We start from the raw sequence: 23,496 nt of genomic DNA on the forward strand, positions 1-23,496 counted from the left end.
TTTTATTGGCCTAAATGGGCCAAGATTGCTTTTTCTATTCTATTTTCGATTTGGCCGGTATCAGCCTTGACAAATGCCTGCCCGGTGATTTTTTCAAAGAGCTCAATATAGCGATCGGAAATGCTTTCTAAAATTTCATCGGTCATTTCAGGTACTCGTTGGCCTTCTTTTCCCTGAAATCCATTGGAGATGAGCCATTGTCTGACAAACTCCTTGGAAAGCTGCTTTTGAGGCAGGCCTTGTTCCAGATTTACCTCGTATCCATCCGCGTAGAAATATCGGGAAGAGTCGGGGGTATGAATCTCATCGATCAGAAGTATTTGATCACCAAACTTTCCGAATTCATACTTGGTGTCAACAAGAATAAGCCCTTTTTCATGGGCCATTTCCTGTCCTCGTTTAAATAGTGCCCGGGTATATTTCTCCAAAATGACATAATCCGCTTCGCTGACTATTCCCTGTGCGAGGATATCCTCTCTAGAAATATCCTCATCGTGTCCCTCGGCAGCTTTGGTCGTCGGGGTGATGATGGGCTCAGGTAAGCGGTCATTTTCTTTCAATCCCTCGGGAAGAGGTACTCCGCAAACCATGCGTCTCCCGGCCTTGTATTCCCGTGCGGCATGACCTGCCAAATAGCCGCGTATGACCATTTCAACCTTAAATGGCTCACATTTCTTTCCGATTGTGACATTGGGATCCGGAATGGAAGTCACCCAATTAGGGACAATATCCGCCGTAGCTTTTAGGAAATTTGCAGCAATTTGGTTCAAAACTTGACCTTTAAAAGGAATGGCCTTGGGAAGTACTACGTCAAATGCTGAAATCCGGTCTGAGGCTACCACCACCAATTCTTGGTCAAACATGTAAACATCTCTTACTTTTCCTTTGTAAAATCCTACCTGTCCGGGAAAATTAAAGTGGGTTTCTTTGATCGCTTGGCTCATTCGAATTGGGTTTTGGCAAAAATAGGAAAAGCCTTTTTCCCTTACCTTCCTGTTTGGATTTATTTCTTGATAATGTTTCCATTTTCGTACAATTCTGAAACAAGCAACTGACCCTCTGAATCATATTCTTCTCTTGGGCCATTAAGCCTTCCTTTGGAATAGGTTCTTAATTCTTTCAGATTGCCATTTTCATAAAAGACTTTTACCTCTCCATCTAGTAAATCATTGATGTAGGAATAGAAAGATTGAAGTTCTCCATTTGGGAAATAATTCTGTTCTCGGATTTTTTGACCTGAAGCATTGAAAAATACCCGCTGCCTCACGGCTCCATTTTCATGAAAATAGACGATGGGTTGGGTGGGAATACCTTTGGAATAGGAGGATTGCATTCGTATCGAACCATCTTGGAAATACTCCATAAGTTCACCTTCAGGATTCCCTTTTTTATAGGTTCCTTTTCTTTCAATTTGTCCAGTGGGGTAGTAGAGGAGATATTGTCCATCCAAGACACCGTTAGAAAAATTCCGCCTAGACTTGATGCTTCCGTCGTCGAAATAGGTGATTTCAGGTCCATTCAGTATCCCTTTGCTGTATTGAGCTTCATAGATCAGTTGGCCCTCCTCGTTGTATTCTTTGTAGTCACCTTCATACTGACCTGAAAGGAAGTTGGCTTTGGTCTGGATTTGACCATTTTCAAAGTAGGAAATAGACTCCCCGTTAGGCTTGTTGGCTTTGAAAGTAGTCTGGTCTTTGATTTTTCCATTTTCATAATAGGTAGTGACCAGCCCTTCCAATTGGTTGTTGACAAAATTGGATTCTTGGCTGATTTGACCATTTGGAAAAAAGCTCTTGCTTGGCCCTTGTCTGAGATTGTTGACAAATTCCACCCCCCGAAGTGTATCTCCGGTTTCCGGATCCAAATCATAGAAAAAGCCGTTTTTTTTGTCATCCTTCAGAAATCCAATCAAAATCAAGTTGCCCTCGGGATCAAAAAGCCTCACTTGACCTTGGGCTTTTCCATTGATTTTAGTCAATATTTCCTTTACCCGAAGATTCTCCTCATCGTAAAAGGTCCTAATGGTGTCTTGAGCCAAAACCGAAGAGGAAAAACTAAGACCAAGAGTAAAAAGGAGGAAAAGGATACGATGGGAAAAGCGGATAATCATGGAAATAGGCAAATAAATCGGGAGGTTCGAAGGGAAGTTCTCGGAAAGTTAACAGCCCAAAGGGGCAAATTATCTATTTTTGATCCGTAAAATTAAAAATATGAAAAGATTTGTCGGGCTGTGTTTAGGAGGTATGTTGATGTTAACTTCCTGCAAGGAGGAGGTGAAATACAAGGTATATGAAGGGGAAATTTTTGGAACTTACTATCGAATCCAGGTCAAAGACGGTGGAGAGGATCTTCAACCTCAATTTGATGCAGTTTTTGATCAAATCAATTCAGCTTCCAACTCATACATTCAGGAGTCTGAAGTATCTGATTTTAATAATACCGGTCAACTCAAAAATCCTTCACCGACCTTTTTGGCAATGATGGATTCAGCCTATCGAATTCACGATTTGACTAATGGATATTTTGAACCTACTCTTTATCCTTTGATCAAAGCCTGGGGTTTTTCTTTTGATAAGCGAGAACAGATGGATTCCCTCAAGGTGCTTGGTCTTTTGGATTTGGTAGGATTTGAGGAAAAAATCATCCAAAGCGATTCAGGCATTTTTGCAGCTAAAGAAGGGGTGCAGTTGGACATTACAGGGATAGGAGAGGGCTATGCCATCGATCAACTGGTAGAAGTGGTGGAGAAAAACCAAATCGCTGATTACATGGTCGAAATTGGAGGAGAAATGAGAGCCAGAGGACTTAATTCCCGTGGAACAGAGTGGACCGTAGGTGTAGAAGACCCTGTTCAGGCAGAGATGGGAGTCACAAGCAGTATGCTGACCAAAGTGATGATGGATCAAAGATCTCTGAGCAGTTCGGGTAACTATAGGAAGTTTTACATTGACGAGCAAGGCAATCGTCGATCTCATATTTTGGATCCCAAAACCGGATTTCCTGTAAGCCATAATTTGGTTTCTGTATCTGTATTAGCTCCTTCTGCTACTTTGGCTGATGGATTGGCTACAGCATTGATGTCCATGGGACCGGAAAAAGGAATGGAATTAGCCGAAAGACTTCAGGGGGTAGAAGCCATGTTCGTTTTGGGAGGAAAGGAAAAGCTCGAATTGCTTTTCACTTCTGGCTTCCCCAAACCATTGGCGGCTGAGTAAATAAAAAAAGCAGGTTTTAGGCCTGCTTTTTTCGTGGTATTTTATTTCAATTACATCTTCTCGATTACCAATGCAGAGGCTCCACCACCTCCGTTGCAAATTCCTGCTACTCCGATTTCACCGGATTTTTGATGCAGGACAGAGTTTAAGGTAGCAATGATTCTGGCACCGGATGCTCCTAGAGGATGGCCTAGAGAAACAGCTCCTCCAAACACATTGATTCGGTCAAGGTCTAGCTTAAGTTCGCGCTGATTGGCCAAAGCAACTGCTGAGAAAGCCTCATTTATTTCGTAGTAAGAGACCTCGTCGGAAGATACGCCAGCATGCTTCAAGGCTTTTGGTATGGCCAATGCAGGCGCTGTGGTAAACCACAACGGATCGGTTGCAGCATCAGCAAATCCGCGGATTTTTGCCAAAGGCTTTAATCCCAACTCTTCCGCTTTTTCCTTACTTACCAATACCAAGGCAGAAGCCCCATCATTCATGGTGGAGGCATTGGCAGCGGTCACGGTTCCGTTTTTGTCAAATACCGGACGAAGTGTAGGGATTTTATCAAACATCACATTCTTATACTCCTCATCTTCATCGATTAGGATCGTTTCTCCTTTTCTTCCGATCAATTCTACCGGAACCACTTCATCCTTGAACATGCCTTTGGCCCAAGCGCCAGCCGCACGCTGATAGGATTGGATAGCGTAAGCATCCTGATCTTCTCGGGAGATGTTCATTTCTTTTGCAGTATTGTCTGCGCAATTGCCCATTGGGAACTTGTAGTAGACTTCGAAAAGTCCATCTTTCACCAGTCCATCCACCAGTTCTGCATTTCCATATTTATAACCAAATCTTGCCTTTGGAACATAAAAAGGCACATTGGACATGCTTTCCATTCCTCCGGCCACTACCACGTCATTGATTCCAAGCATAATAGACTGAGCAGCAAACATGACTGCTTTCATCCCGGAAGCACAGACTTTATTGATAGTGGTACAAGGTACTTGGTATCCTATTCCTGCTCCGATGGCTGCTTGACGAGCCGGAGCTTGTCCGAGATTGGCAGAAATCACATTGCCCATGAATACTTCCTGTACTTGGTCTGCAGCAACTCCGGATTTGGCAAGTGCTCCTTTAATGGCAGTACTTCCAAGCTCGACCGCAGTCAACCCGGAGAGTTTTCCTCCAAAGCTTCCCAAGGGTGTACGGACGGCTGATACGATATATACTTCTTTACTCATGTTTATTTGGGTTTAGTTGATTTTTGAAGTTGGATGCTAAATATCTGGTGAATAATCTAAATAAGGATCTTATCCTGAATTCACTGCTCGACTAATCATCGGACAACTGGCATCGGACATCTGACTTATTTTACCAATCCGGAAGCCCTCTGTTCGGTCTTTGAGTTGGCCTTTTCTTATTTTGTTGAATGTATCTCAGTTCTGCAGCATTGAGTGATTCCAGAATTTGTTTGGCCTGTTCTGGCGTTAGATTCAAAGCCTTGAGTTTTTCTCTCATTTCTTCCATTTTTTGCTGACGATCGGCAAGGTTAGCATCCATTTGGTCGTTGCTGTTTTCACCCTGTTGATCCGACTGTTGGGAAGGGTCTTCTCCCTGCTGTCCCTCTTTGGCTTTGTCTTCGTCGGTTTGCTCTCCTTCTTTTTCTTGGGAGTTATTCTGTCCCTGCTCTCCTTCGCTTTGCTGACTTTGGTTCTGCTGGTTTTGCTGCTGCTGATCCTGAGGATTTTGCTGCTGTTCTTGCTCTTGTTCTTTTTCCAGTTTTTCCTTCAGAGCCTTCAGTTTGGCATCGTCGGGATATTTGGTCAATCCGTCATTCACGGTTTCCAAGGCTTGATCTTTTTGGGTTTTCACATAAGATCTGGCTGCCCTGTTAAAATAATCCCCCGCAGACTGAGCTTGGACAGTCCAAGCTGATCCAAGGAAAAAGAGAAAAGAAAGGATTAAAATTTTATTTCTCATTGATCTCTACTACCTCCTTTAGATTGGTGATGAAATCCTGATAAGCTGCTACTGTTTCGTCTTGTGCGAGCGCATCTTCCATAACTTTTAAAGCCTCAGCGAAGCGGAATTGTTCCACCATTCGGTCAGCTTCTGCTTTTTTTCTTTTGGCAAACTCCGATGGCTCTGGTCTGTTGTTTTCCTGCTGTTTTCTTTCTTCGTCACGTTGCAGCCATCTGGCCAGGAGTTCATAATTATATCTGGCCTCATCGTTGGTAGGATCTTTGATCAGGGCAGATTGAAATTTGCTCAAAGCCGCCTGATATTCCTTTTTATTTCCCATCAGGATGCCTCCTTGATTGAAGGCAAAGGAGGAAAGTTTCTTATCAGTTGATACTGTAGTTTTATCATAAAAACTTGCCGCTTCATCAGGCTGATTCGCATGGTGATGACTCAGTCCCAAATTAAAATCCAGATAAGGAGAAGTGATGGCGAATTCATTCAATAGGACCATATGGTCTGCAATAGACTCCTCGTATCGAGCTTCGGCATAGCTTTTTTCCGCTTTTTCTATGGCCTCATTTTGTCTGCTGACCTGAGTCCAGGACGCAGGAATGATCAAAAGAAGGGCTATGGTACTTTTGCTCCAGCTCATCATAATTTGATGGTCTTTACGGGTAATATCATATCTACCAAGGCCAAAGCCAACGCTGCCAAGAGGAAATAGAAATACTTATTGGAGCTGGTTTCTACCATTCGTGTGTTGGATACTCCGCCTTTCATATTGCTGAGTGCGGATATAAGCCCTCCCATTTCTTTGGCCTGGTCAGAAATTTCAAAGTATTCTCCACCAGTCTCAGATGCCAGATATTGAAGAGGGTCCCTGTTGAGTTGAGTCAGGGCAGGCTGACCCGTATTGGGGTCCATGACCAATCCATTTCCTCTGGGCATTTCTCCGCCCTTTTCAGAACCTACCCCAAGAGAGAATACCCGAATGCCATTTTCCTGCATTTGGTCTGCCACTTCGTCCAAGTCATCTCCAAAATGCTCTCCATCAGATATGAGAATTACTGCTTTGGACTTTACTTCCTGGCTTTCGTCTTTCTCAAATTTATCCAAAGCCATCTTAAGCGGTGTGGTCAGGTCTGTTCCTAGATTGGGGACCAAGCCAATATTCAGTCCGTCAATGTAAAGATTCAGAACGGCCTGATCATAAGTGAGCGGCAGCTGCATAAACGCTTCTGTGCTGAAAATAATCAAGCCGATTCGATCAGATGGAAAAGACTTCAGCAATTCTTTCAATTCAAACTGAATCCTGGAAAGTCTGTTGGGAAGGATATCCGTGGCAACCATGGATTGGGAAAGGTCCACAGCGATAAAAATATCTTTGCCTTCCTCCTGTATTTCTTTGAATGAATTGCCAATCGATGGACCCGCAAAAGCAATCAAAAACAAAACGAAATATAAGGTCCGAAGAGTCAGTTTGGTAAACAGCCGCTGTTTCTGGACCTTCAGCCGTCGGTTGATGATCCAGTAGCGGGTGATGTAAAAAAAGTACAACAGGGCAAAAACGCCCGAGAAGAGAAGAATAAGTTTGATGTCAGGATATGCCCAAATCATGGCCTGAAATTAGGAAATAAACCTAATTTTGAAAGCCGGCTTTTTGGGAGCGGTACTTCAAAGCCATCAACTTTCCCAAGAATTAACAAACATTAAACTCATTTGTCCGTTCGCCAAGGATATTCACCTATTCAGATGCCCCTCCTTTCTGTTTTTCGAGTCATTACCTTCTGGATCAGTTTTACCTTTTGTTTGGGTTTTTCTTTTGGCCAAAACGCCCCCAAGATCAGGGGAGAGGTTTTTGATGCGGTAAGTTCTCAACCTCTGATAGGTGCCAATGTCTACTGGGAAGGCAATACAGCTTCAGGCGTAGTGACAGGTTTGGACGGAGATTTTGAAATCATCTCAGTGACTTTCCCTGCCAAATTGGTGATTTCCTATATTGGCTATGAGCGATCAGTGCGGGTCATTCAGGCTAAGGACGGTGAAAAGGGCCTTCGTTTTTTCCTCAAGCCCGAGGAAATGTCCTTGGAAGAGATTATTATCCAAGAAAGACGGCCCGATGAGCAGATCAAAAACCTGGAAATGGGCAAAGCGAGTGTGCCCATAGAAACAATAAAAAATATTCCGGCTCTTTTTGGGGAAGTGGATTTGTTTCGTTCTCTGCAGCTTTTACCCGGGGTACAGACCGCCGGAGAGGGGACGACAGGTCTATTTGTCCGGGGTGGTTCTGCTGATCAAAATCTGGTTCAATTGGACGGAGCACCTGTCTACAATGCTTCTCATTTCTTTGGGATTTTTTCTGTTTTCAACCCCGATGCCTTAAGCAAAGTGGACTTGTACAAAGGGAATATGCCTGCCTCATTTGGTGGACGGGCTTCTTCTCTAATTGACGTCTCCCTTCAGGAGGGGAATAGGAATCAGATTCACGGACAGGGAGGGATTGGGACTATTTCCTCTAGATTGACTTTGGACGGCCCTCTTTTTGGAAAAAACTCTTCATTTATTGTCAGTGGGAGAAGAACCTATGCCGATTTGTTTTTGAAGCTATCCCGAGATGAAAATCTGAGGAACAACAAACTGAATTTTTACGATCTGAGTGGGAGGTTTTCTTTCTTTTTGGGAGAAAGAGACAAGCTTTCTTTCAGTATTTATGAAGGGTCGGACTTTTTGGGATTGGATGATCAGTTTGGCTTGGGATGGAACAATTGGGTGAATTCTGTGAATTGGAATCGGGTCAACTCCGAGACTTCCTTTTTTGATCTGCAGGCTTACTACTCCAGATATCAGTACATCGTGGACATCAATGATCCCGAAAACGGATTTGAATGGACCAACAGGCTCTCAGAGTCGGGGATAAAGGCCAATTGGATTAGAGTACTGTCTGATAAATCCACAATCAACTGGGGAATTCACAGCCAATTTTACCAATTCTCCCCTGTAGACCTTGCCCCTGATCCTGAAAGCGGAATAGGAGAAATAGTGACCAATCCGAAAAACGGACTGCTTAATAATCTCTTTTTTGGACTCAATCAGAATTTTTCTCCTAGGCTAAGTATGGAGGCAGGTTTGAGATGGGGACTTTATACTCAGGTAGGAGAGGGAGTGGAGTATTCCTATCCGGACGATAGGCCCGAGCGTGATGGTGAAATTGGCACCGAGAGTTTTGATGCTTGGGAACCGATGCAGTTCTATCAAGGCTTGGAGCCAAGATTGGCATTTCGGTATTTGATCGATGAGCAGTTTTCAGTCAAAGCAGCTTACAACAGAAATTTCCAATATGTACAGATCGCCACCAATAGTTCTGCCGGACTTCCCATTGATCGCTGGATGCTGGCAGACCGATACACCCGCCCCATCCAAAGTGACCAGATATCTTTGGGGCTATTTCGAAATTTTGACAATAATCGGTGGGAGCTATCTGTTGAGGGGTATTACAAAGACCTTAGGAATGTCATTGATTTGAGAAACGGAGCTCAGGTTCTGTTTACCGATCAAGTGGAAACGGAGGTTCTTTCCGGTGACGGTTGGGCCTACGGCGTGGAGACCTTACTCCGGAAAAATACCGGAAAAACTACCGGATGGCTTTCTTACACCTGGTCCCGGACCTGGAGACAAATCGAAGGAGTCAGTCTCAATCAAAAGTACAATCCCCGCTTTGACCGGCCACATGATGTGACATTGGTACTCAATCATGAATTTAACCCAAGATGGTCCGCAGGCTTAACCTTTGTCTACACTTCTGGCTTGGCAGTGACTTTTCCGGTCGGTTCCTATGTTGTAGACAATCAGAATGTCCCGCTCTATCCAGAATTGAGAAATCTGGATCGATTTCCGGATTACCACCGAATGGATGCCTCCATCACCTGGAGAAATGCGGATAAGGGAAGAAAATGGAAGGGAAGCTGGAATTTCAGTGTTTATAATCTCTATGGCAGGAAAAACCCCTTTGCTTACGAGTTTAGAGATATTTACAACAATGACATCAACTTTAATCCATCAGAAGATGGAGATATAATTAGCTCAAGGCCAGGAGTAGTGATGACCTATTTATTTACGGTTTTACCTTCCATTACTTATAATTTTCAATTCTGATGAGATATACGCTTTTTGTACTAGTGCTTTTCTTATTTTCTTCCTGTCAGGAAGAGGTGGTTTTACCCTTGGGTAGTAAGGAAGAGTTGATCCCAACTATTGAGGCGTTCTGGACTGACCAAGGGACTTATAATGAAGTCAGGATATCCTTGTCAAAAGACTACTACGATTCCTTGCAAACTGAAATTATCCGGGATGCAGAGGTAATGATCACTATTCCCGGTACAGATAAAGTGATTCCATTCCAGTTTTTGCCCGGACTCAATACCTATCGACCAATCAATCCCTTGGAAAGGGCAGTAGTGGGCCAGCGGTATCAACTGAATGTCAAATGGGGAGAAAATATCTACCAATCCGAAGGTGTGATGTTGGAGGCACCGATTTTGGATAGCTTGACCTGGCAATTTGAAGAAGAAAGGATTTTTAGGGAAGAAGGTTACTACATCAAGGTGTATGGAAAGGTACCTTTTGAGGAGGATAATAATTATCGAATCCGTGTCATTGAAAATGATACCCTGAAAAATCAAAGAGATGATTACCTTCTGTTTGATGATACTTTCGGACTGCAGTTTTTTGAGCAGGGCCTTGAATTGGGCTATGCTTTTGAGGAAAATGACCGGGTGAGATTGGAGCTTTTTCGACTCAATCGTGACGCCTATGATTACCTCAATGAATTGGTAAATTTACTTTTCAACGATGGTGGACTGTTTAGTCCCCCTCCTCAAAACCCAACTACGAACATCAGGGTGGTTCAAGGTAAGCCTGAGGTTTTAGGCTATTTTATGGTTTCTCCGGTTCTAGTGAGGACCGTAGTCATTCAGGCAAAGTATGATTGACCAATTTCTATTTTGATCAACCCTGAGAGGATCAGGAAATCGGGGTAACCTAACCCAGGAAGATTCAATTTTCCTCAGAAAAACACAAAAAGAAGTCTCAACTAATCAAAAAAGAAATTTACAATTTCTAAGCTTATTGAAAGAGTAGGAATACTCCAAAAACGCCCTTAAACCCTTATTTAGGCCAAATTCCAATTGTTCCAGATTCCAATCGGAAGGATTGGAAAAAGAGATTTTTATCCGGCTTCTGATTTTTTTAAAAATAATGGCGAAAAAAAATCCAATATTAATTGCAGGTTTTAAAATTAATTCATAGACTTACTTAAAATTCGTAAATCATTAAAACTTATCACCAAATTATGAAAGAATTAAATCAGCACGAAGAGCAAATCATGTCTATTTTCTGGAGTCAGGGAGAGCTTTTGATCCGTGACGTTTTGGACCTACTTCCTGAACCAAAGCCACCGTATACCACTTTGGCCTCCACCATCAGGAATATTGAATCCAAGGGATATCTCACCCACAGAATGTATGGCACGGTGAACATCTACAAACCTGCCATCGATCAGGAGGATTACAGCCGAAAGAGTTTTCAAAGGCTGGTGGGTAATTTCTTTGAAGGTTCTGTGGGCAACTTCCTTTCCTTTATGGTAAAGGAGAAAAATATTTCTCAGAAGGAGGTCAAAGAACTTAAGAAAATGATCGACCAAATGGAGGATAACAAGTAATGAACGAGGTACTGCTATACCTCCTAAAAGTCAGTCTGGCTCTTGGAATCGGGCTGGGATTGTTCAGAGGATTTCTGAGCGGACTGACTTTTTTTTCCTGGAACAGAGCCGTTCTCCTGCTCATTTTGACTGCTGCTCTGATCCTGCCTGCGATTGATTTTTCGTTTTTCACGATTCAATCTGCAGGAATTGGAGAGTTTGTTCTTCCGGTCTTTGAGGTAGGGCAAAATACCGTTCAGATTCAGGACAAAGGGTTTTCCTGGCAGGAATGGGTTCTTTTTGTCTACCTGCTCGGAGTAGTGGTAATGGCTGCCAGAATGATTTTAGGTTTCATTACTGCCCAAAGACAGATTGGAAAAGCCAAACTGACCCAATTTGACAAAAACTGGGTAGCAGTTCATCCGGATTTCTCACCGGCCTCCTTCTTCAGCTATATTTTGATGCCTGATTTTGACCTGAATGACCCCCAACAACGACAGATTCTCACTCATGAATCCATGCATGTTCGTCTGCTTCATAGTTGGGATTTGCTTCTGGTCAATGCAGCAAAAATACTTTTGTGGTTTAATCCAATGATTTACGCCTTCGAGAGTTCCCTTAGAGAAGTGCATGAGTATCAAGCAGATCAGGGAGTCACTCACCAGGTGTCCAGAAAGGAATATGCGACGCTTCTCCTTCATCTGGTGACATCAAGGCCTTCATGGCAATTCATGAACAACTTTAACCAGTTTCAAACCAAAAAACGTATCCTTATGCTAACTAAAACCAACTCAACACCACACCAAAAGGTCCGGTTTCTGGGACTGATTCCGGCAGTAGCACTCTTAGTCACCGTATTTTCCTGTGAGATCACTCCTGTAGAGGAAATTGAAGGGCCTACCATGGTCGAAAAACCACTTTCTATGTCACCTTCCAACCTAATGGCGAGAGTAAGTGATGTAGGCAAAGACGGAAAAGAAATTTTTGATGTAGTCGAGGACCAGCCTAATCCTGCTGGAGGAATGACAGGTTGGAATCAATATCTGGCCAAAAATCTGAAATATCCCGAAGAGGCTCGAAGAATGGGAATCGAAGGAACAGTCATCGTAGTCTTTACAATTAATTCAGACGGATCAATTACCAACCCTGAAATCCTTCGAGGCATCGGAGGCGGAGCAGATGAAGAAGCACTTAGAGTGGTAGCTGAAGCTCCAAATTGGACTCCTGGATATCAAAAAGGAATTGCTGTTAATTGCAGAATGAGGCTTCCAATCAGGTTTAAGCTTGCAGGTAGTGAAAATAAACCTAATCTCACAGAATTATCTTCGGCTGAGGAAGTGATTCCTTCTGCTAATGAAGTGGTCGTTGTAGCTTACAATTCCCTCCATAAATCCAAATAGAATAACATACTATGAAAAGTCTGATTCAAATTAAAGCTTTAATTCTTTTGACATTTCTTTTGGCATTAAGCTTTCAATTTAATGAAGCAAAAGCCCAAGAAACCGTACACAAGCAAGTGGAGGAAATGCCTTCGCCTCCAGGAGGAATGCAGGGCTTTACCCAATATATGATTGATAACCTCAAATATCCCGAGGCGGCTAAGGAAGCGAATATTCAAGGAATGGTCATGGTAACTTTTGTGGTAAGAGCGGATGGCTCGGTCGACACTATTGAAGTGCTCCGCGGTATTGGGGGAGGATGTGACGAGGAGGCAGTTCGTGTAGTTGCAGAATCCGGAAAATGGACTCCTGGTAAAAAGGAGGGGAAAGCAGTCAATACGCAAGTAACCTTGCCTATACAATTTAAAATGTAAACTAAACCAACTTCTAACTCAAAAGCCGCTGAATCCCTGATCCAGCGGCTTTTTTTCTAATCCTTGTGCTGAGCTTAGTCGAAGCATCAAATCTCAAATGGCCTAATCCATATTATCCCCATGGAAAAGGGCATTCAGGAATAGCTTGTTGGTACCGAACCAAGTGCCTCTGAAATTGGGACTGTCAAAGAAGTGAACCACTCTGCCTTGACCTGAAGGTGAAATCACCACTCCGGCACTCTGCTTTAATTTTTCCAAATTGGTTTTGGAAATGTATCCTCCCAAATGAGGATTTGGCGTGTATTTGATCGGAGTGAGGTATTTGTCTGCTGATGGCTTGATGAAAATATCCGTATTTCTGTACACGGGGAGATTTTTTCGGTGATAGCCATAGGAGATCGGGTGCGTCAAATCCAGTTCGGCCAGATAAATACTTCCGCCTACTTCCTTGGCTCCCTCAAAGTCATTTCGGGTATTGAATGGGAGGGAAGCCGGTTCTTTATCCTCTTCCAGCTTCACTGCTTCTTCTTTGGTGATGCCTACTCGATTGAGCCAAAGAGAGGCGCTTTTCATGGAAATGATCGTTCCCCCACGATTTACCCAGTCTTTGAGGTGATTGACCTGTCCCTCAGAAAGGGAATTGTAATTGCCGGAAGGAAGAATCAGGGTGTTGTAATTGTGAAGATTCACTCGGCCAAACTGCTCCACGTTCACCTTGGTAATCGGCATACCTACCTGCTGATCCAGGAGATTCCAAATCTCCCCTGCTTCGTAAGAATTTACGCCAGTACCCACCATCATCAAGACCTTAGGCTGCTGTACGGCAGAAACCAAATTAGAACCGAGATCAATCCCGCTCAGATTGAGCCCGGTCTGAACGGCGTACACCTGCTGATGGGTTATGGCGGCGATTTCCTTGATTTTGGCACTGACTTCTTCTGTATTCATTTTCTGAAAGCCCATGGGAATCATCAGGGTTCCTGCCGGAAAATCCACTTTTCCATCCTGAGTTTGGGAGGAAAACGGTCGGTGAACTGATTCTACATGAATTCCCGCTTTTTGGAGTTCAAAAAGCATCTTCGGAGCGTAGTAATCCGACCAATCAATCAGATAAGCATAGGCCTTTCCTTCAGGAAATACTAAAGTTGGAGCTTTGACCTCAGCTACTTGACTTCCTGTTTTTGCCGCAGGCGCAGCCGCAAAAGGCATCCCATAGGCAGCAGCCATGGTCCAGGCTGAAGCATCGTAAAATACCGAATCGGCAAATTCTTTCACATACTCAAACATGGTCCGCACCATGCGGTACTGAGGCTGATTGGTAGGAACTACCCAGGATTTTCCTTTTTTGAAGGATTGACCTCCAGCGCTGAGGTCAGCTGAGTTTTCATAGACCTTGATCTTGTGGTCCAAAAGGAATTGGACAAAAAGCCGATTTCTGCTTTCGTCAAACTCATCGCCGAAAACATAGTTTTTCGCAGGGTCTTTGGCTCCTTCCGCCACCGCACTAACCAAAAACTCTCTGAGGTACTCATGCATGTACTCCCGATTGTCTAAGGCAGCTTCCATAGTCGCTAGGGAGTTGACCACATGATTTCGGATGGTAAAGGCAAAGGTGATCGGTCCGCGTTGGCTATTTTGCACATGACCTCTGGAGCTGGCAGTCTCAAAAACCAAACCCAAGCCCCCGTGGATGTCTGGATAAGTCGATCCGTAGCCCGGATAGCTGTTGTCAAAGACTTCCTTGGTCCAATACAGGCTTCTGATTTCGTCCATGTATTTGGCAAAATATTTGGCAAAACGCGGGTTGATGTCGTCGTAATTTTTTCTTGGTACCACCGGATTTTCTGAGCCATATGGTTTGGTCGGTTCGAAGAAATAGGTGCTGTTGGTGCCCATTTCATGGAAATCCGTGGTCACATTGGGATACCACTGATGATACCATTCGACTTTCACTTGCGATTCGGGATGGGCAAGCGGAAGCCAATCCCGGTTCAGGTCAAACCAATAATGGTTGGTACGACCGCCCGGCCAAGCTTCATTGTGTTCACGATCCAAAGGATCAGCAACAGCAGGGAAACCTTTGTTGGAATTAGCCCAAAGGCTGTGACGGTCTCTTCCGTCTGGGTTTAGCGTAGGGTCGATATGGACAACGGAATTTTCTCTGAGATTCTTCGCCAAATCTGACTGGGAAGCCATCAGCCAATAAGCAGTCAGCATTGCAGCCTCGGCCGAGGAGGGTTCGTTTCCGTGAACGCCATAGCCCAAGTGGATGATCGAAGGCATAGACGCCACATCAGGTTTGGGCTGGGAAGGATTTGCCAATTGGAGTTGTTTTTGGCGGATTTCTTCCAGATTTCCCATGTTTTTGACCGAAGCGATGGTTAGGATCACTTTGGGTCTATGCTCATGGGTGTAGCCGATGGTAAAAAGCTGAGCGCTTTCGCTCAGTTGATCGAGTTTTTCAAAATACTTCACGATCAGGTCATACCGCGTATGCCAATCTCCGACTGGGTAACCCAAAAACTGGGAGGGGGAAGGAATGGAGGGGTCAAATTTTTCTCCGGGGAAGTAATATTCCTCCTGAGCAAAGGCTTGTAAGGTCAAGATAAAGCCGAAAATCAATCCAAGTAAAGGTCTTTTCATTTCGATGTTTTTTTTGGGAAAAGTAGAAAAGGATTTGGGTAATTCCAGCAAAAATCCATCAACGGCTTTTCGTTTCACGCCTTTTTTCCAGTAATTTATTAGCTTAGTCCAATGTCCTAAAATAATCTATTGTACCATGAAGAAACTTTTGACCCTGGCTTTGATCGCAAGCGGTTTGAGCTTGACGAATTTGTCCATCGCCCAGCAAAACCCAACACCACCCCCCATGCCTCCTCAGGCTACGGAATTTTACACCCCTGTGCCTCCCAAAATCACACCCGGAGCCCAAAACAATCTTCCTCCATCGGATGCCATCGTGCTTTTTGACGGAACCAGCTTGAGCAATTTTGTATCAGCAAAAGACGGTTCGAGTCCAGCAGAGTGGAAAATTGAAAATGGTGAACTGGTGGTCGTCAGGGGAAAAGGAGATATTCAATCCAAACTGCCCTTTGGAGATGCGCAATACCATGTGGAATGGTCCGCACCTACCGAAATCGTGGGTGAAGGTCAGGGTAGAGGAAATTCAGGTTTTTTCCTGATGGGCATGTACGAAGTGCAAATCTTGGACAGCTACGAAAGCAAGACGTACACCAATGGACAGGCAGGTTCGATCTACAAGCAATATCCGCCTTTGGTCAATCCGCTGAGAGCTCCAGGTGAGTGGAATTATTACGATATCATCTTCAAAGCTCCGAGATTTGATAAAAATGGAGTATTGACTTCTCCTGCTACAGTTACTGTGTTAATCAATGGGGTAGTGGTCCAAAACAATGTGATCCTGAGAGGTCCTACCGAGTACATCGGTATTCCGAATTATAAAGCACATGCAGAGGAATTGCCAATAAAATTGCAGGATCATGGCAATCCGGTGAGATTCAGAAATATCTGGGTCAGACCGTTGTGATTTCGGATTTCGGATGGTTGATTTCGGGTCTTCCGACCTCCGAAATCCCAAATCCGAAATTTCACTTTTCTCTCAATAACCAATAATACAATAACCATCATGTCCTCAAGAAGAAAATTTATACAAAACACCATGCTCCTCGGGGCTGGACTCAGCATGCCGTCAATTTTGACTGCTGCCGATTTCGGGAAATTTACCCGCACGATCGGACCAAATGACCAGATAAATTATGGAGTCATCGGCTGTAAAGGTATGGGATGGTCCAATATGAATGCCCATCTCAAAATTCCCCAGGTCAACTGTGTCGCCCTCTGTGATGTAGATCAAAGTGTCTTAGATCAGCGTACCGAAGATGTTTTCAAGTTACGTGGTACCCGACCCAAGCAGTATAAAGATTACCGCAAAATGCTCGAAGACAAGGATATCGATGTAGTGATCATCGGTACTCCAGATCATTGGCATTGTCTGAATATGGTAGATGCAGTGTCTGCCGGAAAGCATCTCTACGTAGAAAAACCCATTGCCAATACCATTGAAGAGTGCCAAATCATGGTCAAAGCTCAAGAACGCTATGGAAAAGTAGTTCAGGTAGGGCAATGGCAGCGATCCGGTTCTCAATACGATGAAGCCATTCAATATGTGAAATCAGGAAAACTAGGGCAAATCCGTCTGGTGAAATGCTGGGCCTATCAAGGCTGGATGAAGCCTGTACCTGTCGTGCCAAATGGACCGGCTCCTGCTGGAGTGGATTACGACATGTGGCTGGGTCCTGCACCCAAAAGAGAATTCAATGCCAACCGCTTCCATTTCAATTTTCGTTGGTTTTGGGATTATGCGGGTGGTTTGATGACCGATTGGGGAGTGCATGAGATCGACATCGCTTTGTATGCGATGGGAGTCAGTGCACCGAAATCAGTGATGGCTTCTGGAGGAAAATTCGCCTATCCGGATGATGCTTCCGAGACACCGGACACCTTGCAGACGGTGTATGAATACGAAGGATTCAATATGCTTTGGGAGCATGCTACCGGAATTGATGGAGGAAATTACGGGACGACTGAAGGAATCGCCTTCATCGGAAACAATGCGACCTTGGTTGTCAACCGTGGTGGCTGGAAAGTCATTCCTGAAACAGAAAATGTGGACGGGCAGCGCAAGCCAAAAGTGGATGAAGTGCCTCATACCCGACCTCAGGGCTCAGCTTTAGATCTTCATGCGGTCAACTTTGTCGAGGCGGTAACTGCCAATGATCCTAAACTACTAAAATGTGCCATCCAAACCGGTTCGGTAGCCGCGATCAATGCCCAAATGGGAAATATTGCCTACAAAACCGGAAAGAAGGTGTATTGGGATGCAGGGAAAAATATGTTCACCGATTCAGAGGCCAATCAGCTGATGAAAGCGCATTACCACAATGGCTGGAATGTGCCAAAGGTGTAAGGATTTGAAATTAGAAATTTGATATTTGAAATTGCCCTTCGGAGAAATTCGGAGGGTTTTTTCATTTATTTGCAAATCATGAAACGTCTCAAACCATCATTTTCTCTGTTGCCCCTTTTAATCCTCCTTGCCTGCAAATCTACTGCGCAATGGGAAGGGCAAGAGCCGATCCAAATCGTCGAAACAATTGATCTCCCGGTACAAATTCAAACGAAGCAAACTTTCGATCTGGGGAATGGACTTTACTTTTCCAATCAAATGGAAGGGGCGAGACTGAATGATGCATTACGGTTAAATGATTCGCTGATCCGGGTAACTATTCTTCCTGAAAATGAACCGATCAATCCCAGTCCTTGGTATGCTTTTAAGCTTTGGTCAGCCGAACCGCAGAATTTCTGGATTGAGTTTACCTATGGGGAACGGGGCTTTCATCGCTATTATCCCAAGTTTAGTTTGGATGGGAAAGTATTTTCCAATATGGATTCAAGTGATTTTTTCCTCCCCAAAACCGAATCAGGTGGACCCAAAAGCGCTTTCCTTAAAGTCAATTCTCAATCAGATACTTTGTGGATCGCTGCTCAGGACCGAATGGGTACAGAGCATGTTGAAGAATGGAAAAAGGCCTTACTCCAAAAGGATTTTGTTGAAGTGATTCCGATCGGAAAGAGTAAAGCTGGAAGACCACTTGAGGTATTGAAAATAGGGGAGGCTGATGATAGTGAAATGCTGATGGTGATTTCTATGCAGCACCCACCCGAATTGACGGGGTATCTGGCAATGCAGGCTTTTATGGAAGAAATCATCAAGGATAGTCCGGAAGCCCGGAAGTTTCGAAGTAAGTATAACCTTTATCTCATGCCACAAATGAATCCTGATGGAGTGGCCAATGGGCACTGGAGGCACAATTTGGGCGGGATTGATTTGAACCGGGATTGGGTGAATTTTAATCAGCCGGAAACATAAGCATTGGAGGATTTTATGGTTAGAAAAGTTCAGGAAAGTGGAGGGAAGTTTGTTTTCGCAGCGGACTTTCACTCCACTTGGGAAGATATCTTTTATACCAATAATGAAGAACTTGAAGGGAATTTTCCGGGCCTGATTCCAAAAGTCATTAAGAGATCATCCAAACGTATCCCCGGATACGTGCCAAATATCCGACCCAATAAAGGCAATGAGCGAAGTGTGACGTCCAACTCTTATTTCTTTTTTGTACACCAGGCCGAGTCCATGACCTTCGAAGTAGGGGATAATACCCCGAGGGATATAATTCAATTGAAAGGGAAATATTTGGGGCAGGAGTTGATGAAGATTTTGAATAAGAAAAAGTGGAAATAAGAAGGTCCATGTTTTGACAGTTTCAGGATTAAAGTAGCTAGATCTTTATTCATTTATTCCTGTCGCCGGTTAGCTCTTTTATAGATTCAATGTCATATCTGTTTCGTTCGGATTCGCACGTTTTTGTGCGGGTGAATTATTATAAACTTCTACAAATCCATCATTCAAGGAAACTGAGATGGTTTTTCTTTGGCAAGACTTTCTCAAATAATTAAAGGATTTAAACCTATTTCCATGGTATCTCATCTCCTTAAGACCAGTCTCAGAAGCTTCCGTTCCAATCCTTTTTATAATGGAATCAGCCTAGCAGGAATAAGTTTGGGTATTGCTACTTGTCTTTTGATGCTCAGCTATTGGTCCAAGGAAACGCATTTCGATCAGTTTCACTCAGATTTTGAACAAGTGTATCGGATTGCCCAATCCAAAGAGATTGAAGGCGGGGGAGAAGTTCTCAGCGCATCCACTTTTTCCAATTTGGGGAGACACCTTTTTGACCAAAGCAGCCTGATTGAGTCTGCGGTTAGAATCCATAGAAATAGTTCGAATACCAGTCTTCAGGCTGGTGAGGAGATCCTGATTCAGGAGGATATAGTGGGAGTGGAAAATACTTTCTTCGACTTGTTTGACTTTGAGTTTCTCTATGGATCGGTTTCTACTTGGAAGTCAACCCCTCAAGCAGTGATCCTGACCCAAGAAGTATCAGAACGCCTCTTTGGTGAGCAAAATCCAGTTGGACAGCCTCTTTTGGTCAATGGATCTTATGGGGTTTATGGCTCTGAGGGATATGAAGAATTTAGAAATTATACAGTAGCTGGAGTCTTAAAATCAATTCCCGACGATACGCATTTGAAGTTTTCTGTCTTGATTTCTTTGGATTTGTACGCGGAACCTGACCGGGAATTTGCGAATTGGGGAGATCAGTTTTTCACTTATGTCAAACTTAGGAATGGAAAATCTGAGGCCGATCTGAATCAAGCATTAGCCCAAATTTCTTCCGACCATTTCCCCAATACAGGTCTTTCGTTTTTTACACAGCCTTTGACTTCCATCCATTTGCGGTCTCATTTACTCAATGAATTCAAAGCAAACGGGGATCCCGGATCGATTTGGATCATGGTGGGTTTGGCATTTTTGGTGCTGGTTTTGGCCTGTACAAACTACATCAATTTCACTTTGGCTCGATCGATCCAGAGGCAAAAAGAACTGAGTCTGCGAAGGATCTTTTGGGCCAGCAAAGGCCAGCTTTTCAGACAGCTGGTTTTGGAAGCCGCTCTGATCAATATGCTTGCTTTAGGATTAGCCGCTTTGATTATTGTGCTAGTTAACCCCCTGCTTCAATCGATTACCGGTTTGGATTTGTTGTCGCCGTTTTTCCTTTTTGAAAATATTCTTCTGGCCCTATTGATTTGGGTTCTTGCGGTCCTGATTTCAGGGTTTTATCCTGCTTGGTCTATTGCCTGTAGAAATTATAAAAAGCTGATTCCTGAAGGATTTCAGGCTCCACAGTTCCAAAAACCTTTGGTGATTCTTCAGTTTACCGTTTCAATTTTTGTCGTCGCATTTACCCTTCTGATTTATCAGCAGATACGGTTTATGCAGGAAAAGGATTTGGGCTTTGAGCTCAATCAAACCTTGGTTCTTACCGGACCCACTGTCATCATTGATCAAGAAAACTGGGATCAAAGGCTCTCTACTTTTTTGGAAGAAATCCGAAAAATGCCTGAAGTCCATTCTGTCTCTTCCTCCAATTTCGTTCCAGGGCAACCCATTCGGGGAAAGGCAGAGGGGTATGTCCGGCAGCTAAATCAATCAGAAGAGGGTGCCCAAACCTATTATTTTTCGCAAGTGGATTCCCGATTTTTAAAAGAATTTAAAATGCGCCTGTTGGCAGGGGAGCTGTTTTCTCCTGAAAAGCCTCAAGAAAAAGGCCTGGTGATTTCCAGACAGGCTTCCCGATTTTTAGGCTTTGAGAGTCCTAAAGATGCAATAGGGCAAAAAATCCATTACAGAATCAATTCCACTCCGGAAATTATTGGGGTGGTAGAAGACTTCCATTTGCTAGGTGCTCAGGAGGAGTTTCAGCCTGTCATTTTTGAATTGAGGGAATTGCCCGATTCCTATTTCTTTGTCCATTTTCAGGAAGGGTTGGATCGGGCTGTGGTAGAAAAAACCGAACAGCTTTGGGCCTCTTTTTTTCCATCAAACCCTATTCAGTTCTTCTTCTTGGATGATTTTTTTAACAGGCAATATGAACAAGAAAATAATTTCTTTACTGCCATGAAGCTATTTACAGGCTTGACTTTGCTGATTTCCTTTTTCGGATTTTATGGATTGCTTTTTTGGGTCGCCAACTCGAGAACCAAGGAACTGGCCATCCGAAAAACCCTAGGGGCAGAACTGAAAGATTTTCTAAATCTGTTGGGCAAGGAAGCTGTGATTTTTCTGCTTGTTGCGGGCCTGGTCAGTGGACCATTTGTAGCCTGGTTGGGTACTTTTTGGTTGGAAAGTTATGCTTTTAGGATCTCACCAAATTTATGGGTATTTGTACTTCCTATACTTGGTTTTGGAATGTTGATAGGGGTCTTGGTTTGGATTCAGGCATTGAAGATTAATTTTCAAAACCCCATAAATAATCTTCGGGACGAGTAGGAATCCAATAGTACTTTCTACTCTGTTTTTAGATTTTTTTTGGGATGAAATCCAAGCTGTTTTGACCGCTCAAGGGTAATTTTTCCTCCGATAAGGTCTTTTTTCCACCACTATAACAATCCAGTTGAATCCAATCAATAATCCTCTTACTTTTAAAAAAAGAGATTTACTATCACCATAACTACAATCCATTGAAAAGAAGAGACTTTCTACACTATTCAGGGCTTGGTTTGGGTGCAATGATGGTCCCAAGTTTGGTGGCTTTCAGCAAACCCGTCGCCGCTGAGCACCTCATGGCCCCCGGAATGGATGCTGCTGCCAAAAAGCTTTTGGCTGATGTGGCACTCAACACGACCAAAAGTCTGGGCGCTACTTACACCGATGTCCGTATCGGCCGCTATTTGCAGCAGTACCTGTTTACGCGAGAGAAAAACGTACAAGGAATCACCAATGCCGAGTCCTTCGGAGTCGGTATCCGCGTGATTGCAAACGGCACTTGGGGCTTTTCTGCCACCTCCGACGTGACTCCTGACGGGATTAAAAAATGTGCAGAAACGGCCGTGGCTATCGCAAAAGCCAATTCCAAACTCCAAAAAGAACCTGTAGAACTCGCTCCGGTCAAAGCGTATGGAGAAGTTAGCTGGAAAACTCCCATCCAGAAGAATGCGATGGAAGTGCCGGTCAAAGACAAAATTGATTTGCTGCTTTCTGTCAACAATGCTGCCTTGGATAATGGGGCTGCTTTTGTGAACTCCGCGCTTTTCATGATCAATGAGCAGAAGTATTTCGCTTCTACCGATGGTTCCTACATCGATCAGGATATTCACCGCATTTGGCCAAACTTCACAGTGACTGCTGTAAATCGTCAGGAAGGGCTTTTCCGTTCCCGTCAGGCACTGAGCGCTCCCATGGGAATGGGTTATGAATATTTGGATGGCTTAGCTTCCGAAAAGTTCATGAATCCGGCCGGATTCAATAGCTACCGCAATAGCTATGACATGGTGGAAGACGCCGTCACGGCTGCCAAGCACGCCAAGGAAAAACTGACAGCCAAGTCTGTTCAGCCCGGAAAATACGACCTGATGCTCGATCCGGATCACTTGGGATTGACCATTCACGAGTCTGTGGGGCACCCCCTGGAGCTGGATCGAGTACTTGGCTATGAGGCCAACTATGCGGGAACGAGCTTCGCTACCTTGGATAAGTGGGAAACCAAAAACTTCAAGTACGGCTCTGACCTCGTCAACATCGTCGCAGACAAAGTCCAGCCCAATTCCCTTGGAAATGTAGGTTGGGACGATGAAGGCGTGCAGACTAAGGAGTGGGATTTGATCAAAAATGGTGTGTTGGTAAATTACCAAGCCATCCGAGATCAGGCTAAAATCATCAATGAATCCGAATCTCACGGCTGCTGCTTTGCGGACAATTGGAGTTCGGTGCAGTTCCAGCGCATGCCAAACGTGTCCCTGAAGCCGGGTGAGGCTAAAATGAGCCCGCACGACATGATCAAGGACATCGAAAAAGGAATTTACATCTTGGGTCGTGGTTCGTATTCCATCGATCAGCAGCGTTACAATTTCCAGTTTGGAGGTCAGCTTTTCTACGAAATCAAAAACGGAGAAATTGCCGGAATGCTGGAAGACGTCGCCTATCAGTCCAATACTCAAGAATTCTGGAACAGCTGCTCTGCCCTTTGTGACAAAGACGATTACCGCCTGTTTGGGTCATTCTTTGACGGCAAGGGCCAGCCTTCCCAAGTATCTGCAGTTTCCCACGGTAGTCCTACCACCCGCTTTGACGGAGTCAATGTAATCAATACCGGTAGAACTATTTAATCCTCAAAATCAAC

18 protein-coding genes and 2 pseudogenes are annotated in these 23,496 nt (G+C 44.1%); 13 read left to right on the forward strand and 7 right to left on the reverse strand.

Going from position 1 to position 23,496, the window contains the following annotated elements; translation table 11 throughout:
* Positions 1–2: 2 nt before the first annotated feature.
* Together AAA942_RS00845 and AAA942_RS00850 are read right to left on the reverse strand one after the other, a co-directional pair.
* Positions 3–944 carry a phosphoribosylaminoimidazolesuccinocarboxamide synthase gene (locus AAA942_RS00845; protein WP_338218328.1) on the reverse strand — a complete coding sequence of 314 codons (942 nt, stop codon included), beginning with the start codon at positions 942–944 and terminating at the stop codon, positions 3–5.
* A 59-nt stretch (positions 945–1,003) separates the two neighbouring features.
* The gene (locus AAA942_RS00850) at positions 1,004–2,110 is read right to left on the reverse strand and encodes a toxin-antitoxin system YwqK family antitoxin (RefSeq protein ID WP_338218329.1); all 1,107 of its coding nucleotides are present in this window, start codon (positions 2,108–2,110) and stop codon (positions 1,004–1,006) included.
* Positions 2,111–2,210: 100 nt separating this feature from the next.
* On the opposite strand from AAA942_RS00850, the gene AAA942_RS00855 reads away from it, so the two are divergent.
* Positions 2,211–3,215 (forward strand): FAD:protein FMN transferase, encoded by a 1,005-nt coding sequence (locus tag AAA942_RS00855; protein ID WP_338218330.1) that lies wholly within the window; start codon positions 2,211–2,213, stop codon positions 3,213–3,215.
* Positions 3,216–3,265: 50 nt separating this feature from the next.
* Here AAA942_RS00855 and AAA942_RS00860 read toward each other — a convergent pair whose 3' ends face one another.
* From AAA942_RS00860 to AAA942_RS00875, 4 genes are all read right to left on the reverse strand, one after another.
* Entirely contained in the window at positions 3,266–4,447 is a 1,182-nt protein-coding gene (locus tag AAA942_RS00860) for an acetyl-CoA C-acyltransferase (RefSeq protein WP_338218331.1), read from the reverse strand.
* A 130-nt stretch (positions 4,448–4,577) separates the two neighbouring features.
* A complete protein-coding gene (locus AAA942_RS00865; protein ID WP_338218332.1) occupies positions 4,578–5,186 on the reverse strand; it encodes a hypothetical protein in 609 nt (202 codons plus the stop codon).
* The gene (locus AAA942_RS00870) at positions 5,176–5,820 is read right to left on the reverse strand and encodes a hypothetical protein (protein WP_338218333.1); all 645 of its coding nucleotides are present in this window, start codon (positions 5,818–5,820) and stop codon (positions 5,176–5,178) included. Before AAA942_RS00870 ends, AAA942_RS00865 begins: the two co-directional genes overlap by 11 nt.
* Positions 5,820–6,785, reverse strand: coding sequence for a VWA domain-containing protein (locus AAA942_RS00875; protein ID WP_338218334.1), 966 nt, complete (start codon positions 6,783–6,785; stop codon positions 5,820–5,822). Before AAA942_RS00875 ends, AAA942_RS00870 begins: the two co-directional genes overlap by 1 nt.
* Before the next feature lie 135 nt (positions 6,786–6,920).
* On the opposite strand from AAA942_RS00875, the gene AAA942_RS00880 reads away from it, so the two are divergent.
* The 6 genes and pseudogenes from AAA942_RS00880 to AAA942_RS00905 all read left to right on the forward strand — a co-directional run bounded on the left by AAA942_RS00880 (position 6,921) and on the right by AAA942_RS00905 (position 12,676).
* The gene (locus AAA942_RS00880) at positions 6,921–9,320 is read left to right on the forward strand and encodes a TonB-dependent receptor (protein ID WP_338218335.1); all 2,400 of its coding nucleotides are present in this window, start codon (positions 6,921–6,923) and stop codon (positions 9,318–9,320) included.
* Entirely contained in the window at positions 9,320–10,156 is an 837-nt protein-coding gene (locus AAA942_RS00885; protein ID WP_338218336.1) for a DUF4249 family protein, read from the forward strand. Before AAA942_RS00880 ends, AAA942_RS00885 begins: the two co-directional genes overlap by 1 nt.
* 359 nt (positions 10,157–10,515) lie before the next feature.
* A complete protein-coding gene (locus tag AAA942_RS00890) occupies positions 10,516–10,884 on the forward strand; it encodes a BlaI/MecI/CopY family transcriptional regulator (protein WP_338218337.1) in 369 nt (122 codons plus the stop codon).
* A 317-nt stretch (positions 10,885–11,201) separates the two neighbouring features.
* Positions 11,202–11,630 (forward strand): annotated as a pseudogene (locus tag AAA942_RS00895) (M56 family metallopeptidase); the annotation flags it as partial.
* Between the two features lie 207 nt (positions 11,631–11,837).
* Positions 11,838–12,149: pseudogene (locus AAA942_RS00900) on the forward strand (energy transducer TonB); the annotation flags it as partial.
* Positions 12,150–12,274: 125 nt separating this feature from the next.
* On the forward strand, positions 12,275–12,676 hold the full coding sequence (locus AAA942_RS00905) for an energy transducer TonB (protein WP_338218338.1): 402 nt from the start codon (positions 12,275–12,277) through the stop codon (positions 12,674–12,676).
* A gap of 102 nt (positions 12,677–12,778) precedes the next feature.
* On the opposite strand, the gene AAA942_RS00910 is transcribed toward AAA942_RS00905, so the two are convergent.
* A complete protein-coding gene (locus AAA942_RS00910) occupies positions 12,779–15,319 on the reverse strand; it encodes a M14 metallopeptidase family protein (protein WP_338218339.1) in 2,541 nt (846 codons plus the stop codon).
* Between the two features lie 136 nt (positions 15,320–15,455).
* Here AAA942_RS00910 and AAA942_RS00915 point away from each other — a divergent pair, with 136 nt between their 5' ends.
* The 6 genes from AAA942_RS00915 to AAA942_RS00940 all read left to right on the forward strand — a co-directional run bounded on the left by AAA942_RS00915 (position 15,456) and on the right by AAA942_RS00940 (position 23,482).
* The gene (locus AAA942_RS00915; protein ID WP_338218340.1) at positions 15,456–16,223 is read left to right on the forward strand and encodes a 3-keto-disaccharide hydrolase; all 768 of its coding nucleotides are present in this window, start codon (positions 15,456–15,458) and stop codon (positions 16,221–16,223) included.
* A 99-nt stretch (positions 16,224–16,322) separates the two neighbouring features.
* A complete protein-coding gene (locus AAA942_RS00920; protein WP_338218341.1) occupies positions 16,323–17,663 on the forward strand; it encodes a Gfo/Idh/MocA family protein in 1,341 nt (446 codons plus the stop codon).
* Between the two features lie 78 nt (positions 17,664–17,741).
* Positions 17,742–18,626 carry a M14 family zinc carboxypeptidase gene (locus AAA942_RS00925; RefSeq protein WP_338218342.1) on the forward strand — a complete coding sequence of 295 codons (885 nt, stop codon included), beginning with the start codon at positions 17,742–17,744 and terminating at the stop codon, positions 18,624–18,626.
* A 15-nt stretch (positions 18,627–18,641) separates the two neighbouring features.
* Entirely contained in the window at positions 18,642–18,998 is a 357-nt protein-coding gene (locus tag AAA942_RS00930) for a hypothetical protein (RefSeq protein WP_338218343.1), read from the forward strand.
* 234 nt (positions 18,999–19,232) lie between these two features.
* On the forward strand, positions 19,233–21,647 hold the full coding sequence (locus AAA942_RS00935; RefSeq protein ID WP_338218344.1) for an ABC transporter permease: 2,415 nt from the start codon (positions 19,233–19,235) through the stop codon (positions 21,645–21,647).
* Between the two features lie 191 nt (positions 21,648–21,838).
* Positions 21,839–23,482: a TldD/PmbA family protein gene (locus AAA942_RS00940; protein WP_338218345.1), complete on the forward strand. Its 1,644-nt coding sequence runs from the start codon at positions 21,839–21,841 to the stop codon at positions 23,480–23,482.
* Positions 23,483–23,496 lie beyond the last annotated feature (14 nt).

This window comes from Algoriphagus sp. oki45, assembly GCF_036245605.1.
GTDB lineage: Bacteria > Bacteroidota > Bacteroidia > Cytophagales > Cyclobacteriaceae > Algoriphagus.